This is a genomic window from Streptomyces corynorhini (genome assembly GCF_003346515.1).
Taxonomy (GTDB): domain Bacteria; phylum Actinomycetota; class Actinomycetes; order Streptomycetales; family Streptomycetaceae; genus Streptomyces; species Streptomyces corynorhini.
On record NZ_QQNA01000358.1, the window covers coordinates 1 to 15,888 of the forward strand.

Sequence of the window (15,888 nt, forward strand, 5' to 3'; positions counted from 1 at the left end):
CCCACGAACAGCCCAACGAGCATCCAAGCCGACGGTCACACCGATAGTGACTTCTGTTAGGACCTCTTATCTCGGCGACGCCTGGCACGTACGCTCGCCGCGTTGTCGGAGTCGTCCACGTACGTCCAGTACGAGGACGATCCTCCGCCTTGCGGGAGCGCTCGGCATCCGAAGGACGCATCAAGCGCCGAGGCGGAGGGAGCGCAGCGCACCAGGCGCCGTCGGCCCCGCCCTTCGGGCGGACGGCGCTACTTTCGAAACACGCCCTAGAAGACCGACTCCGCCTCGAACATCCGCTCCTCCGGCACCGTCTTCAGCTGCGTGACAGCCTCCGCCAGCGGCACCATCTCGATACGCGTGCCGCGCAGCGCCGTCATCCGCCCGAACTCGCCCCGGTGCGCCGCCTCCACCGCGTGCCAGCCGAAGCGGGTGGCCAGCACCCGGTCGTACGCGGTGGGGGTGCCGCCGCGCTGGACGTGGCCGAGGATGACCGGCCTGGCCTCCTTGCCGAGGCGCCGCTCCAGCTCGGCGGCGAGGACGTTGCCGATGCCCCGGAAGCGCTCGTGCCCGAACTGGTCGATCTCGCCCTTGCCGTACTCCATGGAGCCCTGCGCCGGGTGCGCGCCCTCGGCGACACAGACGACGGCGAACTTCTTGCCCCGGGAGAAGCGGGCCTCGACCATCTTGACCAGGCTGTCGACCTCGAAGGGCCGCTCGGGCAGACAGATCCCGTGCGCGCCGCCCGCCATGCCGGACTCCAGCGCGATCCAGCCGGCGTGCCGGCCCATGACCTCGACGACCATCACCCGCTGGTGGGACTCGGCGGTGGTCTTCAGCCGGTCGATGGCCTCGGTGGCGACGGTGACCGCCGTATCGAAACCGAATGTGCGGTCGGTGGAGTAGATATCGTTGTCAATCGTCTTCGGCACCCCCACGACGGGCATCCCCGCGTCCGACAGCAGCCGCGCCGCCGTCAGCGTGCCCTCGCCGCCGATCGGGATCAGCGCGTCGATCCCGTAGCGCTGGGCCAATTCGGCGCAGTTCTCGGCGGCTTCGCGCAACCGGCCGCGCTCCAGCCGGGCCGAGCCGAGGATCGTGCCACCGCGCGCGAGGATGCCGCTGACCGCGTCGAGGTCGAGCGGCCGGTAATGGCCGTCGAGAAGGCCCTTGAAGCCGTCCTCGAACCCGACGACTTCGTCTCCGTGCCCGGTCATGGCGCGATGCACGACCGAGCGGATCACTGCGTTCAGGCCGGGACAGTCGCCGCCTGCGGTGAGAACTCCGATACGCATCGTGCTGGGTCTCCTGCTCGCTCGTACTCGCCTTTGGGGTGCTCTTGCCCGGGGGAGGGCGGGTCCACTGCCCCCGGTCGTGCGCCGCGTCCGATCCTCCCACGGTTCCTTCCCCCGGTGACCGGGGCCACTCTCCGGGTACCCCACCGCCACTCCCCGGGCTCGTAAACCAGCCGCAGAGGTATTGTCAAGGGGGATTACAGCCCGAACGGGAATCGCCCACGGGAATCAGTGTTCACATCAGCCGGGACATCCCACGGGCCGCGGGGACGACCCTCCGGCGGCCCGGCTCCGGATGTCCCACGAACAGGGACGGGAGAGCACGCGTGACGCGCAGCGTGTACGTGACGGGGATCGACCGCGGGGACGGCCGTCAGATCGTGGAGCTGGGAGTCATGGAACTCCTGACCCGCCAGGTGGACCGGGTGGGGGTCTTCCGCCCGCTGGTGCACGACGGTCCCGACCGCCTCTTCGACCTGCTGCGCGCCCGCTACCGGCTCTCGCAGGACCCGGCGGCGGTGTACGGGCTCGGCTACCAGGAGGCCGCCGCGATCCAGGCGGAGCAGGGCACGGACGAGCTGGTCTCGCGGCTGGTGGAGCGCTTCCACCGGGTGGCGCGCGAGTACGAGGTGGTGCTCGTGCTCGGTACGGACTTCGCGGACACCCAGCTCCCGGACGAGCTGTCGCTGAACGCCCGGCTCGCGAACGAGTTCGGCGCCTCGGTGATACCCGTGGTGGGCGGCAAGGGCCAGAACGCCGAGTCCGTACGCTCCGAGGCGCGCAACGCGCACCGCGCCTACGAGGTGCTGGGCTGCTCCATCCTCGCCATGGTCGTCAACCGGGTCGCCGCCGAGGACCGCGCCGCGATAGCCGAGCGGCTCACCGCCCAGCTCCCGGCGCCCTGCTACGTGGTGCCCGACGAGCCCGCGCTGGCCGCGCCCACCGTCGCGCAGATCACCCAGGCGCTGGGCGGTACGGTACTGCTCGGGGACGACTCGGGGCTGGCGAGGAACGCGCTGGACTTCGTCTTCGGCGGCGCGATGCTGCCGAACTTCCTGAACGCGCTGACGCCCGGCTGCATGGTGGTCACCCCGGGTGACCGCGCCGATCTGGTGGTGGGCGCGCTGGCCGCGCACTCGGCCGGCACCCCGCCGATCGCGGGCGTCCTGCTCACCCTGGACGAGCGGCCCGACGACTCCGTACTGACGCTGGCCGCCCGGCTGGCGCCCGGCACACCGGTCGTCTCCGTACCGGGCAGGTCCTTCCCCACCGCCACCGAACTCTTCGGCATGGAGGGAAAGTTGAACGCGGCCACGCCGCGCAAGGCGGAGACCGCGCTCGGCCTCTTCGAGCGCCACGTGGACACCGCGGGGCTGCTGGCCCGGCTGTCCGTGGCGCGCAGCGGCCGGGTCACCCCGATGATGTTCGAGCACGAGCTGCTGGAACAGGCCCGCGCCCACCGGCGCCGGGTGGTGCTGCCCGAGGGCGCGGAGGAGCGCGTGCTGCGCGCCGCCGATGTGCTGCTGCGCCGCGACGTGTGCGATCTGACACTGCTCGGCGACGTCGACGTCATCCGAAAGAGGGCCGCCGACCTCGGCATCGACCTGACCGCCACGCAGCTGATCGACCCGGCCGCCTCCGAGCTGCGCCAGGGCTTCGCCGAGAGCTACGCGGAGCTGCGGGCCCACAAGGGCGTGACGGTGGAGCTGGCGTACGACGTGGTGGCGGACCCGAACTACTTCGGCACGCTGATGGTGCGGGAGGGCCTGGCCGACGGCATGGTCTCGGGCTCGGTGCACTCGACGGCGGCGACGATCCGTCCCGCCTTCGAGATCATCAAGACCAAGGCGTCCGCGCGCGACGCGTCGGACAGGGCGGCGGCGGGCGACGGGAGCGCTCGGCGGGAGACGTCGATCGTCTCGTCGGTCTTCTTCATGTGCCTGGCCGAGAAGGTGCTGGTGTACGGGGACTGCGCGGTCAACCCGGACCCGAACGCGGAGCAGCTCGCCGACATCGCCGTGCAGTCCGCCGCCACCGCCGCCCGCTTCGGGGTGGAGCCGCGGATCGCGATGCTCTCGTACTCCACGGGCACCTCGGGCTCCGGCGCGGACGTCGACAAGGTGCGCGAGGCGACGGAGCTGGTGCGCGCGGCACGGCCCGATCTGCGGATCGAGGGTCCGATCCAGTACGACGCGGCGGTCGAGCCGTCCGTGGCCGCGACGAAACTGCCGGACTCGGAGGTCGCCGGGCAGGCGACCGTGCTGATCTTCCCGGACCTGAACACCGGCAACAACACCTACAAGGCCGTGCAGCGCTCCGCGGGCGCCGTGGCGGTGGGGCCGGTGCTCCAGGGGCTGCGCAAGCCGGTCAACGACCTGTCGCGCGGGGCCATGGTGCAGGACATCGTCAACACGGTCGCGATCACCGCGATCCAGGCCCAGCAGGACGGGACCGCGTGACCTCCGCCGCCACCGCCCGGACGCCCGCCCCGGCCCCCGTTCCCACTCCCATCCCGACAGAAGGTCTCTCCACCGTGACTTCGCGTGCCACCCGTGTCCTCGTGCTCAACTCCGGTTCCTCGTCGCTGAAGTACCAGCTGCTGGACATGCGCGACAACGCGCGGCTCGCGGCCGGGCTGGTGGAGCGGATCGGCGAGGAGACCTCCCGTCTCGTGCACACACCGCGCCCCGACGGCGGCGACGCCGACGGGGGCGACGCCGACGGGGGCGACGCCGACGGGGGCGACGCCGACGGAAGCGGGAAGCGGGAGCGTACGGGCCCGATCGCCGACCACACGGAAGCGCTGGAGGCGGTCTCGGCGGAGCTGGCGCGCGACGGGCTCGGCCTCGACTCCCCCGAACTGGCGGCCATCGGCCACCGGGTGGTGCACGGAGGGCTGAAGTTCACCGCGCCGACCGTGGTGGACGACGCCGTGCTGGCCGAGATCGAGCGGCTGGTGCCGGTGGCGCCGCTGCACAACCCGGCGAACCTCACCGGGATCCGTACCGCGCAGCGGCTGCGCCCCGACCTGCCGCAGGTCGCGGTCTTCGACACGGCGTTCCACACGACGATGCCGGAGCACGCCGCCCGGTACGCGATCGACGTGGCGACCGCCGACGCGCACCGGATCCGCCGCTACGGCTTCCACGGCACCTCGCACGCGTACGTCTCGCGCAAGACGGCCGAACTGCTCGGCAGGGAACCGGCCGACGTGAACGTGATCGTGCTGCACCTGGGCAACGGCGCCTCGGCGTCGGCGGTCGCGGGCGGGCGCTGCGTGGACACCTCGATGGGGCTGACGCCGCTGGAGGGGCTGGTGATGGGGACCCGCTCGGGGGACATCGACCCGGCGGTCACCTTCCACCTCAAGCGGGTGGCCGGAATGTCCGTGGACGAGATCGATGAACTCCTCAACAAGAAAAGCGGTCTGGTCGGCCTCTGCGGGGACAACGACATGCGGGAGATCCGCCGCCGGGTGGACGCGGGGGACGAGCGGGCCCGGCTCGCATTCGACATCTACGTCCACCGGCTGAAGAAGTACATCGGCGCGTACACGGCGGTACTCGGCCGGGTGGACGCGGTGGTCTTCACGGCGGGTGTGGGGGAAAACGCGGCGCCGGTGCGGGAAGCTGCGGTGGCGGGCCTGGAGACCCTGGGCCTGGCCGTGGACGCCGGTCTCAATGCCGTACGTTCCGACAAGCCGCGGATCATCTCGCCGCGGGACGCCCGGGTGGCGGTGGCCGTTGTCCCGACCGACGAGGAGCTGGAAATCGCGCAGCAGACTTTCGCGCTGGTGGACGAAGGTCGAACGGTTATCGCCTGAGCGGACCTCCGCCCATTTGTACTTTCCACCAGACGGAATATTCCGCGACGAAACAAACCGATAGGATCCGCCTCATGCGCCGTTCCAAAATCGTCTGCACACTGGGCCCAGCCGTCGACTCGTACGAGCAGCTGAAGTCCCTCATCGAGGCCGGTATGAACGTGGCCCGTCTCAACATGAGCCACGGAAGCCACCCGGAGCACGAGGAGCGGTACCACCGCGTCCGCAAGGCGGCGGCCGACACCGGCCGCGCCGTGGGCGTGCTGGTGGACCTCCAGGGCCCCAAGATCCGCCTGGAGACCTTCGCCGAGGGCCCCGTCGAGCTGGTGCGCGGTGACGAGTTCACCATCACCACCGAGGACGTCCCCGGCGACAAGTCGATCTGCGGCACCACCTACAAGGGTCTGCCCGGCGACGTCTCCAAGGGCGACCAGATCCTGATCAACGACGGCAACGTGGAGCTGCGGGTCGTCTCGGTCGAGGGTCCCGAGGTCAAGTCCATCGTCATCGAGGGCGGTGTGATCTCCGACCACAAGGGCATCAACCTGCCCGGCGCGGCCGTCAACGTGCCCGCCCTGTCGGAGAAGGACATCGACGACCTGCGCTTCGGACTGCGGATGGGCTGCGACATGGTCGCGCTCTCCTTCGTCCGCGACGCCCACGACGTGCTGGACGTCCACAAGATCATGGACGAGGAGGGCCGCCGGGTCCCCGTCATCGCCAAGGTCGAGAAGCCGCAGGCGGTGGCCAACATGGAGGCCGTCGTCGCGGCCTTCGACAGCGTCATGGTGGCCCGTGGCGACCTGGCCGTCGAGTATCCGCTCGAAAAGGTCCCGATGGTGCAGAAGCGCCTCATCGAGCTGTGCCGCCGCAACGCCAAGCCGGTGATCGTGGCGACCCAGATGATGGAGTCGATGATCACCAACTCCCGGCCGACGCGCGCCGAGGCGTCCGACGTCGCCAACGCGATCCTGGACGGCGCGGACGCGGTCATGCTCTCCGCCGAGTCCTCGGTCGGCGCGTACCCGATCGAGACCGTCAAGACGATGTCGAAGATCGTGGTCGCGGCGGAGGAGGAGCTGCTCTCCAAGGGCCTCCAGCCGCTGGTCCCCGGCAAGAAGCCGCGCACCCAGGGCGGTTCGGTCGCCCGCGCGGCCTGCGAGATCGCGGACTTCCTGGGCGGCAAGGCGCTGGTCGCCTTCACCCAGTCCGGCGACACGGCGCGGCGGCTCTCCCGCTACCGCGCGGAGCAGCCCATCCTGGCCTTCACCACCGACGAGTCGACCCGTAACCAGCTGGCGCTGAGCTGGGGCGTGGAGTCCTTCATCGTGCGCTGGGTGAGCAGCACGGACGAGATGGTCGACCTGGTGGACGAGGAGCTGCTGAAGCTCCAGCGCTACAGCGAGGGCGACGCCATGATCATCACGGCGGGCTCTCCTCCCGGCGTCCCCGGCACGACGAACATGGTCCGCGTCCACCACCTGGGCGGCGCCGACAAGGACTGACGCGTCCCGCGCCCGGCCTGCACGACTGTGGCCCGCACCGACCTGATCGGTGCGGGCCACAGCACTGCCCGTGGCTGCCGGGGTGGGTGGGGCCCGGTGTTCAGTCCGTCACGTAGTTCTGGAGGCCGGGGACGGTGAGCGTCCCGCCGAACTGGCCCGCCTGGATCACCTGCGCGTCGGTGAAGAAGGCGAAGGGGATGTTCAGCGGGGGCGGGGTCTGCGGGCTGAAGGTGACCGGGATGAGGCCGAAGAGGTTGCCCTTCAGCTCCTCCGTGTACATGGTCACCTCGCCGCCGCGGATCGTGGAGGTGGAGCCGGTGCGGGCCTTGACGTGGCCCGTCTTGCCCGCGGGGTGGACGACGGTCTGGTGCAGGTCTTTGATGTCCAGCGACGCGGCGGTGAATTTGAGCGCCTTCTTGGTCTTGCCGCTGCCCGTTCGGACCTCGACGATGCCTTTGTAGTCGAGGCCGGTCAGCGTCAGCAGCGAACTGTCCAGCTGCCACGGGTCGTCGGGCAGCAGCGGGATCCCCGGCTCGCGCTGCGCGGCGGCCAGGGCGTCGGGGTCGGCGGTGGGGCAGGGGAACGGCTCCTTGCCGCCCGCGCCCGCCGGGATGTCGTCGTCCACGTGGGCCGCGAGCCCCCGGGCGGCCTCGTCCAGCTCCTCGACCGTGGCGCCGGCCCGGTCGGCGGCTTCCTCGATCGCTTCCTTGGCGGCGGCAGCGGCGTCGGTCTTGCCGGTCTTGCCGCCGCCGGTCTTGTCACCGCCGGTCTTGCCGCCGGTCTTGCCGCCGTCCGTCGCGTCCTTGTCCTTGTCCGTGCCCTGGTCCGGCTTCGGGGACGCCTGGCCGCCGGAGGGGGTGGTGGACGGCGTCGCGGAAGGCTCCGGCTTCCCCGTCGCCGTGGCCGAGGGGCTCGGCTCCGGGTCGGCGGTCTCGCTCTTGCCGCCGCCGAGGAGCCCGCCCAGGACATCGCCCAGGCCCAGCGGGTCGAGGAGACCGGACGACTTCGTCGGGGTCGGGGTCGGGGTCGGGGTGACGGACGGGGTGGAGGTGGCGGACGGTTCCGGGGGTGCGACGGCCGCGGGCTCGTCGCCCTTCGCCGTACTCCGGCCGCTCTCCGCGCTCGTATCCCTGCCCGTACTCGTACTCGTACCCGCGTCCGTACTCCCGGACGACGCCGAGGACGAAGGCGAGGGCGAGGGCGACCCGCTCGCGTCCGCGTTCGCGTTCGCGGAGTCCGACGCGGACGCGGACGGGGAGGGTGAGGGTGAGGGTGAGTCCGAGGGCGCGGGCGACTCCGAGGCGTCCGGCTCGTCCGAGCGGGTCACGCACGGGCCGGGGGCGAAGGGGATGTCCTTGTCGTCGGCCATCGCGAGCCTGGGGGTGAGCCCCATGCCCACGAAGACGGCCGTCGGCATCGCGGCCAGGGCCATCGCCTTGCCCGCGGGTATCTGAAGCTTCGTCAGGAGCGACTTTCTGGGAGCCGCGTGACGCGGCCCTCTGCGTACTCGTTCCCCAGCGCCTCCGGCCGCGACACGCTGCTCGTCGTCACCCCGCACTGTTCCTCCCGCCGTTGGTTTGGGCAGTGGTATCCATCGCGTTCGAGCCCTCCCCCTCGCGCGGACCGGGGAGGTAGGACGCACCGGTGCCACCGGGCGCCGGTGTCTCGTGGGGGGTGTCGTACGGGGAGTGCGGCTCGGCCGGGGCGCCCGGCGCCCAGGAGATCGAGAGCGCTCCACCGAGCAGGGCGAGCAGGAAGCCCAGCAGAAAGCCGCCGAGATTGGAGACGGGAATCGATACGAGCGCCAGCAGGATCGCGGCGACTCCGGCGAAGACCCGGACGATGCTCTGGAACCACATGGTCAGCCCGAGCGTCACCAGCAGAACGCCGATGATCAGCGAACCCGCGCCGGCCGTGGTGGACATGGCCAGCGTGAGACCGCCGAAATGCAACTCGGCATAGGGAAAATAGGCAATGGGCAGTCCGCTGAGGAGAGTGAACAGTCCGGCCCAGAATGGCCGGGTGCCCCGCCACGCACGGAACCGCAGCCGCCAGTAGGTGAATCCGCGGGAACCTGTGGACTCGGCGCTCATGGAAAACAGCTCCCTGGTACCGGTGTTGCGTGAGAGAGAGTTCGGATAGGGCGGACGGGCCCCGTCACGGGGGAAACCCGCCCGCCCGGACGGGTGCTTAGAAGCACTCCTTGACGCCCTTGTGCAGCTTCAGGCTCAGATTGCTGAGCTTGAAGGTGCCGGCCGTGGTCGCCCAGGCCGTCTGCTCCACCTTGCTGAGTGTCGCCTTGTCGGCCCGCTGCGCGAAACCGTACGGGTTGGCCTGGTCACCGGGGTTGATGCCGGTCTTGTTGGTCTTGTCGCCGGCCGCCACACCGATGTCGATGTTCTCGAACTCGGCGTCGGCCTCCAACTGCGCGACATCGATGTAGATGTTGGTCGCGGTGACCGGCTTCTTCGCGTTCGTACCGGCCCGCAGCTCCAGGCTGATGTTGCCGAAGAGCGGCACGTCAGGAGTGACCACCGACTGGCACATGTTGGTGATCGTGGCCCTGCTGAATCCAGAGACGGCGACCGGATTCGCGGTCTTGTTGCCCTTGAGATCCGTTCCCGCGTCAATGCTGCCGTACTGAATGAAGTCGTAACCGACCAGCTGGTCCGCGCTCACCTTGAAACTCTGGCCCGACACACTGAACGACGCCGCCAGTGCCCCTTGTGCGAGAGCCACGCCTATCGCCGCCGTCGCGGCCACACTGGGCACCATGACGACGGCGAACCGCTTCCATCTGGTCCCGCCACGAATCTGGGACTCCATGAATGTCCTCCTTCTCGGACGTACATCTCCGGATCGGGCGGAAGCCCGTCCTGGGAGGGGAGAAGTGCTACGTCCTCGGGAAGGAGAGCGCCCGTCCCGGAGGCGCTAACCGCGTCCGAAGCACCGGCGATCACCCCCGAGCGACAACCACTGGCCACGCGTTCGCGCAACCTCTGGACAGGCCCTGCCAATTGCGGCAGGAACCCCCCTGTCCGGACCGGCGGCAGCGCCACCGGACCGCCCGGTGGGGACCCGGCTCCGGCAGGCACGGCCGGCTGCCGTGCTGGTACGGAATCGGACCGAGCGTCGCCGATCGTCGTGCATTCACGCCCATGACACAAGGGGGTTCGTTACTGGCTAGTAACGGCCCGATAACCGGTAACCGACCCGGCGGCATCGGACGGCCACACAGGGTGTCACGTACCGGCGCGACACAAGCGGTGATTATTGCCCATAGCAGGACAGAACGGGGGGGTTGATTTACTGCGAGTAACAGTGGCGGTGATTATCAAGATTTGGTAAAACGCCGCCACCGCTGTCGTTGAGTCGCCAAATCCGCAAGGGTGCCGCGGAGTCGGCCGTGCGGGCCGGCCGGCCCGCACGTCAACAGATCAGAAGAGGACTCTGGCCAGGGCCTGACGGGCCCCCGTCACCCGGGGATCGTCACCGCCGATGACCTCGAACAGCTCCAGCAGCCGCACCCGCGCGGCCTCCCGGTCGTCACCGAACGTACGGCGTACGACATCGACCAGCCGCCCGAAGGCGTCGTCCACATGGCCGCCGACCAGGTCGAGATCGGCGGCGGCGAACTGGACCTGGATGTCGGCCGGCCGCTCCGCCGCCTCCTTGCGCACCGCCGTCGGGTCGAGTCCCTGCACCCGCGCGAGCAGTTCGGCCTGGGCGAGGCCGAGCTTGGCCTCCGTGTTGCCCGGGTCGTCGGACAGGACCTCGCGGTACGCGGCGGAGGCGCCCGCGAAGTCGTTGGCGTCCAGCGCCTCCACGGCCGCGGCCAGCAGGGCGTCGTAAGGACCCACCGGTACGGGGGCCTCCTCGGCCTCGCCGTCGGTACCCTCCTCGGCCTCGGCGTCGACCGCGATCCCGGTGAGGCCGAAGCGCTCCTCGCCCACCTGGATCAACTGGTCGAGGGTCTGCCGGATCTGGGTCTCGGGTGCCGCGCCCTGGAAGAGGGGCAGCGCCTGGCCGGCCACCACCGCGAAGACGGCGGGGATGCCCTGGATCCCGAACTGCTGCATCAGCATCTGATTGGCATCGACATCGATCTTGGCGAGCACGAACCGGCCGCTGTACTCGCGCGCCAGCCGCTCCAGCACGGGGCTCAGCTGCTTGCACGGCTCGCACCACTCGGCCCAGAAGTCGATGACGACCGGGACCTCGGTGGAACGCTGGAGGACTTCGCGCTCGAAGCCCGCCTCATCGACGTCGATCACCAGACGGGAGGGGGGTACGGCGGCGGCGCCGCCCTGACGGGCCGCCTCGGCCCTGGCCTGCTCCGCCTTGACCTTGGCCTCGCCGGCCGCCTTCACCGCGGCGAGGTCGACGACGCCGCTCATGGACATGTTCCTAGGCTGCATGAGTACATCCTCCCCCCTCCGCGCGCCCTGGAGAAAAGCGGTGGGCGCGCCTGCGCTCCCACCCCGCTTTCGCTACGGCCCGTAGCGTAACCGCCTCGTCGCTCACCTGTACAGACTTCCCCGTACGAACCGGCCACGTACGAGGCACCGCTCACCGGCGTACCGGCCGGTATGGTCGCGGACATGCGCAGCGACGGCCGTTCCCGCGACAGCCGCTCCGGCGCGCGCGGGGGGCGCCCCCGCAGCGCCGAGGCCGACTCGGCGATCCTGGAGGCGACCCGGGAAGCGCTGGGTGAACTGGGCTGGTCCAAGCTGACGATGGGCGACGTGGCGGCGCGGGCGGGCGTCGCCAAGACCACGCTCTACCGGCGGTGGGCGGGCAAGAGCGAACTGGTGGTGGACGCGGTCGCGGTCCTCTTCGACGAGCTGGAACTGCCCGACCGCGGCAGTCTGTCCGCCGATGTGACGGGCGTGGTACTCCAGTTCGGCGCGCTGCTGGACCGGCCGGAGGCCAAGACGTCGCTCATGGCGGTGGTCGCGGAGTCCACCAGGGACCGCGCGCTGCGCGGCCGGATCCGCGACTCGATCGTGGCGCGGCAGAAACGGCTGGTGGTGCTCGGCCGGGAGCGCGCGCAGCAGCGCGGTGAACTCCCCCGTGAGCGGGATGCGGCGAGCGCGGCCAGGACCGCGGATCTGATCTTCGACGTGATCGCCGGTGCGGTGGTGCACCGTTCGCTGGTCAGCGCGGAGCCGGTGGACGAGGAGTGGGCCCGTACGCTCGCGGCGCTGCTGCTGGGCGGGCTGGTCGCGGTGTCGGCGCCGCCAGGACCGGCCGCCGGGGACGCGGCGGACGCCGCGGACGGGGACGCGGCGGACAGCGCGGCGGCCGGGGACCTGACGGACGGGGACGCGGCGGCCGGGGACCTGACGGACGGGGACACGGCGGCCGAGGATCTGACGGACGGGGACACGGCGGACGGCGCGGGCGCGGGCGCGGCCGACGGTGTCAGCGCGCCAGGCGTCCCAGCAGGGACGAGGCCGCCGCGATCCCCAGCACCGCCGCCACCAGCAGCACACCGAAGTCGAGCGGCAGATGCGACGGGGTGCCGAGCAGCAGCCCGCGCAACGCGTCGACCTGATAGCTCAACGGGTTGATCTTGCTGACGACCTGGAGCCAGCCGGGCATGATCGCCACGGGGTAGAGCGCGTTCGAGGCGAAGAACAGCGGCATGGTGATGGCCTGTCCGATGCCCATCAGCCGGTCGCGCGTGAGCACGATACCGGCGATCGTCATCGACAGACAGGAGAAGAAGGCCGAACCGAGGATCACGGCGACGGCCACACCGAGCAGCCGCAGCGGATTCCAGGTCAGCCCCACCCCGAGGGCCGCCGCGATGACGATCACCACGACCGCCTGGATCAGCGCCTTCACCCCCGAGGCGAACGCCTTGCCGCTGATCAGGGCGGCCCGGGGGGTCGGGGTGACCAGCAGTTTGGTCAGGATCCCGGCATCGCGCTCCCAGATGATCATGATGCCGTAGAAGATCGCGATGAACATCGCGGACTGGGCGATGATGCCGGGCACGAGGAAGTCGATGTACGGGATGCCGCCGGTCGGGATGGCCTTGATCCTGGTGAAGGTCTCACCGAAGATCAGCAGCCACAGCGCGGGCTGGACGGCCCTCGTGTACAGCTCCGTACGGTCGTGGCGCAGCTTCTGCAGCTCCACCGCGCACATCGCCACGACCCTGGCCGGCAGCACGCGCCAGCCGGTGCGGGCCCTCGGTGGTACGAGCAGCAGGTTGGGCCGGTCGGATCCGGCGGCCCGGACGCTCGTGGCGCCGTCGGCCTCAGCCGACGCGGGTCGCCGTCCTGCGGGTGCTCCTGACATCGCGGAAGTCGCCTCCCTCGTCGTCGAGACCGCTGCCCGCGACGTCCCGGAAGACGTCCTCCAGGGTCGGCAGCGGGTCCTGGTCCCCGGCGCTTCCGGCGGCCACGCGCCGCTGCCCCAGCTCGGCCCGCAGCTCGTCGGGGGTGCCGAGGGCGTGGATGCGGCCCCGGTGCATCAGGGCGACCCGGTCGCAGTACTGATCGGCCTCGTCCATGTAGTGCGTGGTGACCAGGACGGTCATGCCGGTGGCCCGCCGTACGGAGTTGATGTGCTCCCACACACTCGTCCGGGCGATCGGGTCGAGGCCGATGGTCGGCTCGTCCAGCATCAGCAGCCGGACCGCGCTGACCAGCGCCTGGGCGAGTTCGAGGCGGCGGATCATGCCGCCGGAGTACGTCGAGGCCATCCGGTCGGCGAAGCCCGTCAGGTCGACGGCGGCCAGTGCCTGCGCGACGCGCTCGGCGCGCTCGCGGCGCGGGACGTCGAAGACGCGGGCGAACAGCGTGACGTTCTCACGGCCGGTCAGCGCGGCGTCGGCGGACAGCTGCTGCGGTACGTAGCCGAGCAGGCGGCGGACCGCCATCTTCTCCTTCGCCGCGTCGTGGCCGAAGACTCGCACCATGCCGCCGGGGACGGGCAGCAGCGTGGTGACGCAGCGGATGGCGGTGGTCTTGCCCGCGCCGTTGGGGCCGAGCAGCCCGAAGACTTCGCCGGTCAGGACCGAGAGGTCGAGGTCGTCGACCGCTTTGGTGTCCCCGAACGCGTACGTCAGCCCGCTGCAGCTGACGGCGTCGGCGCCGCCGGTGTCCCCGGAACCGCCGATGCCCTGGGCGCTTCCCGTACCGGCCGATCTCCGGATCATGGGCCCTCCTCCCCTTCCTCGCGCAGGTTCTGGGCGAGCCTGCGCAGCGCGGGCAGGGCCGCCGCGAGGGCCGCCCTGTCCTCCTCGGCCAGCCGTGCCACCTGCTCCCGTACGAGAGCGGAGCGGCCCGCCTCCCACTCGCCCAGCCGCGACGTGGCGGCCTGGGTGGGCAGGAGCAGGGCGGAGCGCCGGTCCTCCGGATCGGTCTCGCGGCGCAGGTAGCCCGCCCGGCTGAGCTGGTTGACCAGGGTGGAGACGGAGTTCCCCGCGAGGCACAGCTCCTTGGCCGCGTCCGACACCCGTATCCCGGGGCGGGCCGCGACCAGCCGCAACAGCTCGACCTGCGCGCCGCGCAGCGGCGGGCTGGCCAGGGTGGGGCGCAGCCGCCGCCGGATGGTGCGCTGGACGCCTGCCAGCGTGGCGGCGAGCGAGTCGGGGAACTCGTCTGTGGCCATACGCCCCATTTTAGCTCTCAATGAGAGGTATCAGCGAGGGCGGGCGAACTTCTCGACGGCGGCCGGGGTGGCGGGGGCGAAGAAGTTGACGAGGTTGCCGTCGGGGTCGCGGAACAGCAGCGAGCGGTTGCCCCAGGGCATGGTGGTGGGCTCGTTGACGAAGTCCGTCACGAAGCCGGTCAGGTTCCGGTGGACGCTGTCCACGTCGTCGACCAGGAATTCGAGGATGACGCTGTGGTTGTCGCCCGGACGGGCGGAACCGGGCGCGAACAGCGGGACGGTACGGGTGCTGCCGATGGCGAGGGTGGCCGAGGCGGTCCTCAGCTCCGCGAAGTCCTCGGTGATCCGCTCCGCCCGCACTCCGGTGGCGCGCTCGTAGAAGTCGACGAGGCGGTCGATGTCGTCGGTGATGACGCGGATCGAGACGAAGTCCATGGTGGTCGCTCCAGTCGGTCGGTGCTCTTCGATGGCACCACGCGGTGCCCTCGACCGCACGCTACGACCGATACCGGGCGGAATCCGCCCGGTATCCACGGCAGACTTGCCGGTATGGCCCGACCCATCGCCCGCGTACTCACCCTGCTGGAGCTGCTCCAGTCGGGCGGCACCAGGACCGTGGCCGAACTCGCCGGCCGGCTCGGCGTCGACGAGCGCACGGTGCGGCGGTACGTCGGCCACCTCCTCGACCTCGACGTGCCCGTCGAGTCGGTGCGCGGTCGCTACGGCGGCTACCGGCTCGCCCCGGGCTACCGGATGCCGCCGCTGATGCTGAGCGACGACGAGGCGCTCGCCGTGCTGCTCGGGCTGGTCGCGGGCGAGCGGGCCGGTCTGCTGACGGCCACGGGAGCGGCGAGCGGGACGGCGGCGGCGAAGGTCCGGCGGGTGCTGCCGGAACGACTCGGCCGCAGGCTCGACGCCGTGCTCGGTTCCCTTGCCTTCACGGCGCCGCCCCCGGGCGCGACGCCCGGCGCGACGCCCGGCGCGACGCCCGCCCCGCAGACGGAGGTCCTGCTCACGCTCGCCGACGCGGTGCGCCGTCACCGGCCGGTCGCGATCCGGTACACGTCCGCCGACGGCCGGAGCGGCGAACGCGCGGTGCACCCGTACGGGCTGGTCGCGCACGCGGGCAGGTGGTACGTGACGGGCGCGGATCCCGCGCTCGGCGAGGACCGGACGTTCCGGCTGGACCGTATCGCCGCCGCGAGGCCCCTGTCCGGCGCGTTCGCCCCTCCCGAGGACGTCGATCCGGTGGAGCGCGTCCTGACGGGGCTCGCCACGGCTCCGTACCGGCACGCGGTGACGCTGCGGATCCGGGCGACGGCCGAGCAGATCCGCACCCGGCTGCCGGAGAGCGTCGCGCTCGTGGCGGAGGAGGCGGTGGAAGAGGGAACGGCGGAAGAGGAAACAGCGGAAGAGGAATCGGCCCGGGAGGAGACGTCGGCGCGGGAAGAGGAGGAGGCGGCCCGGGAGGAGACATCGGCGCGGGAAGAGGAGGAGGCGGCGCGGGACGGGACGGCGCGCGACGAGCGGTGGTGCCGCGTCGAGCTGCGGGTGGAACGGCTCGACTGGCTGCCCGGCGTACTCGCCTCACTGGACCGGCCGTTCGTCATCGAACGGCCGGACGAGCTGCGCGGCCTGGTCG

Annotated in this window: 13 protein-coding genes and 1 pseudogene; 5 read left to right on the top strand and 9 right to left on the bottom strand. The window is 71.1% G+C overall.

The window, feature by feature from the left end; translation table 11 throughout:
- Positions 1 to 266: 266 nt before the first annotated feature.
- Positions 267 to 1,292, bottom strand: coding sequence for an ATP-dependent 6-phosphofructokinase (locus DVH02_RS32055; RefSeq protein WP_114627364.1), 1,026 nt, complete (start codon positions 1,290 to 1,292; stop codon positions 267 to 269).
- 326 nt (positions 1,293 to 1,618) lie between these two features.
- On the opposite strand from DVH02_RS32055, the gene pta reads away from it, so the two are divergent.
- From pta to pyk, 3 genes are all read left to right on the top strand, one after another.
- Positions 1,619 to 3,751, top strand: coding sequence for a phosphate acetyltransferase (gene pta, locus DVH02_RS32060; RefSeq protein ID WP_114627365.1), 2,133 nt, complete (start codon positions 1,619 to 1,621; stop codon positions 3,749 to 3,751).
- A 74-nt stretch (positions 3,752 to 3,825) separates the two neighbouring features.
- The gene (locus DVH02_RS32065; RefSeq protein ID WP_114627377.1) at positions 3,826 to 5,115 is read left to right on the top strand and encodes an acetate kinase; all 1,290 of its coding nucleotides are present in this window, start codon (positions 3,826 to 3,828) and stop codon (positions 5,113 to 5,115) included.
- 74 nt (positions 5,116 to 5,189) lie between these two features.
- On the top strand, positions 5,190 to 6,620 hold the full coding sequence (gene pyk / locus DVH02_RS32070) for a pyruvate kinase (protein WP_114627366.1): 1,431 nt from the start codon (positions 5,190 to 5,192) through the stop codon (positions 6,618 to 6,620).
- Between the two features lie 100 nt (positions 6,621 to 6,720).
- On the opposite strand, the gene DVH02_RS32075 is transcribed toward pyk, so the two are convergent.
- The 4 genes from DVH02_RS32075 to DVH02_RS32095 all read right to left on the bottom strand — a co-directional run bounded on the left by DVH02_RS32075 (position 6,721) and on the right by DVH02_RS32095 (position 11,038).
- Positions 6,721 to 8,178, bottom strand: a complete 1,458-nt coding sequence (locus tag DVH02_RS32075) for a hypothetical protein (RefSeq protein ID WP_114627367.1) — start codon at positions 8,176 to 8,178, stop codon at positions 6,721 to 6,723.
- A complete protein-coding gene (locus DVH02_RS32080; protein WP_114627368.1) occupies positions 8,168 to 8,713 on the bottom strand; it encodes a DUF6114 domain-containing protein in 546 nt (181 codons plus the stop codon). The genes DVH02_RS32075 and DVH02_RS32080 overlap by 11 nt, the downstream gene beginning before the upstream one ends.
- A 97-nt stretch (positions 8,714 to 8,810) precedes the next feature.
- Entirely contained in the window at positions 8,811 to 9,446 is a 636-nt protein-coding gene (locus DVH02_RS32085; protein ID WP_114627369.1) for a DUF6230 family protein, read from the bottom strand.
- Positions 9,447 to 10,057: 611 nt separating this feature from the next.
- A complete protein-coding gene (locus tag DVH02_RS32095) occupies positions 10,058 to 11,038 on the bottom strand; it encodes a tetratricopeptide repeat protein (protein WP_114627371.1) in 981 nt (326 codons plus the stop codon).
- A gap of 183 nt (positions 11,039 to 11,221) precedes the next feature.
- Here DVH02_RS32095 and DVH02_RS32100 point away from each other — a divergent pair.
- A pseudogene (locus DVH02_RS32100) lies at positions 11,222 to 11,860 on the top strand (TetR/AcrR family transcriptional regulator); the annotation flags it as partial.
- Positions 11,861 to 12,044: 184 nt separating this feature from the next.
- Here DVH02_RS32100 and DVH02_RS32105 read toward each other — a convergent pair.
- Genes DVH02_RS32105 through DVH02_RS32120 form a run of 4 tightly spaced genes read right to left on the bottom strand, consistent with a single transcriptional unit; the run spans position 12,045 to position 14,681 of the window.
- Positions 12,045 to 12,929: an ABC transporter permease gene (locus DVH02_RS32105; RefSeq protein ID WP_114627372.1), complete on the bottom strand. Its 885-nt coding sequence runs from the start codon at positions 12,927 to 12,929 to the stop codon at positions 12,045 to 12,047.
- Complete coding sequence (locus DVH02_RS32110) at positions 12,889 to 13,791, bottom strand: ATP-binding cassette domain-containing protein (RefSeq protein ID WP_114627373.1); 903 nt, start codon at positions 13,789 to 13,791, stop codon at positions 12,889 to 12,891. Before DVH02_RS32110 ends, DVH02_RS32105 begins: the two co-directional genes overlap by 41 nt.
- Positions 13,788 to 14,246, bottom strand: coding sequence for a MarR family winged helix-turn-helix transcriptional regulator (locus DVH02_RS32115; RefSeq protein WP_114627374.1), 459 nt, complete (start codon positions 14,244 to 14,246; stop codon positions 13,788 to 13,790). Before DVH02_RS32115 ends, DVH02_RS32110 begins: the two co-directional genes overlap by 4 nt.
- A 30-nt stretch (positions 14,247 to 14,276) precedes the next feature.
- Complete coding sequence (locus DVH02_RS32120) at positions 14,277 to 14,681, bottom strand: VOC family protein (protein ID WP_114627375.1); 405 nt, start codon at positions 14,679 to 14,681, stop codon at positions 14,277 to 14,279.
- Between the two features lie 114 nt (positions 14,682 to 14,795).
- Between DVH02_RS32120 and DVH02_RS32125 the strand changes: the two genes are divergently transcribed.
- The coding region (locus DVH02_RS32125; RefSeq protein WP_114627376.1) for a helix-turn-helix transcriptional regulator at positions 14,796 to 15,888 on the top strand (1,093 nt) is incomplete at its 3' end.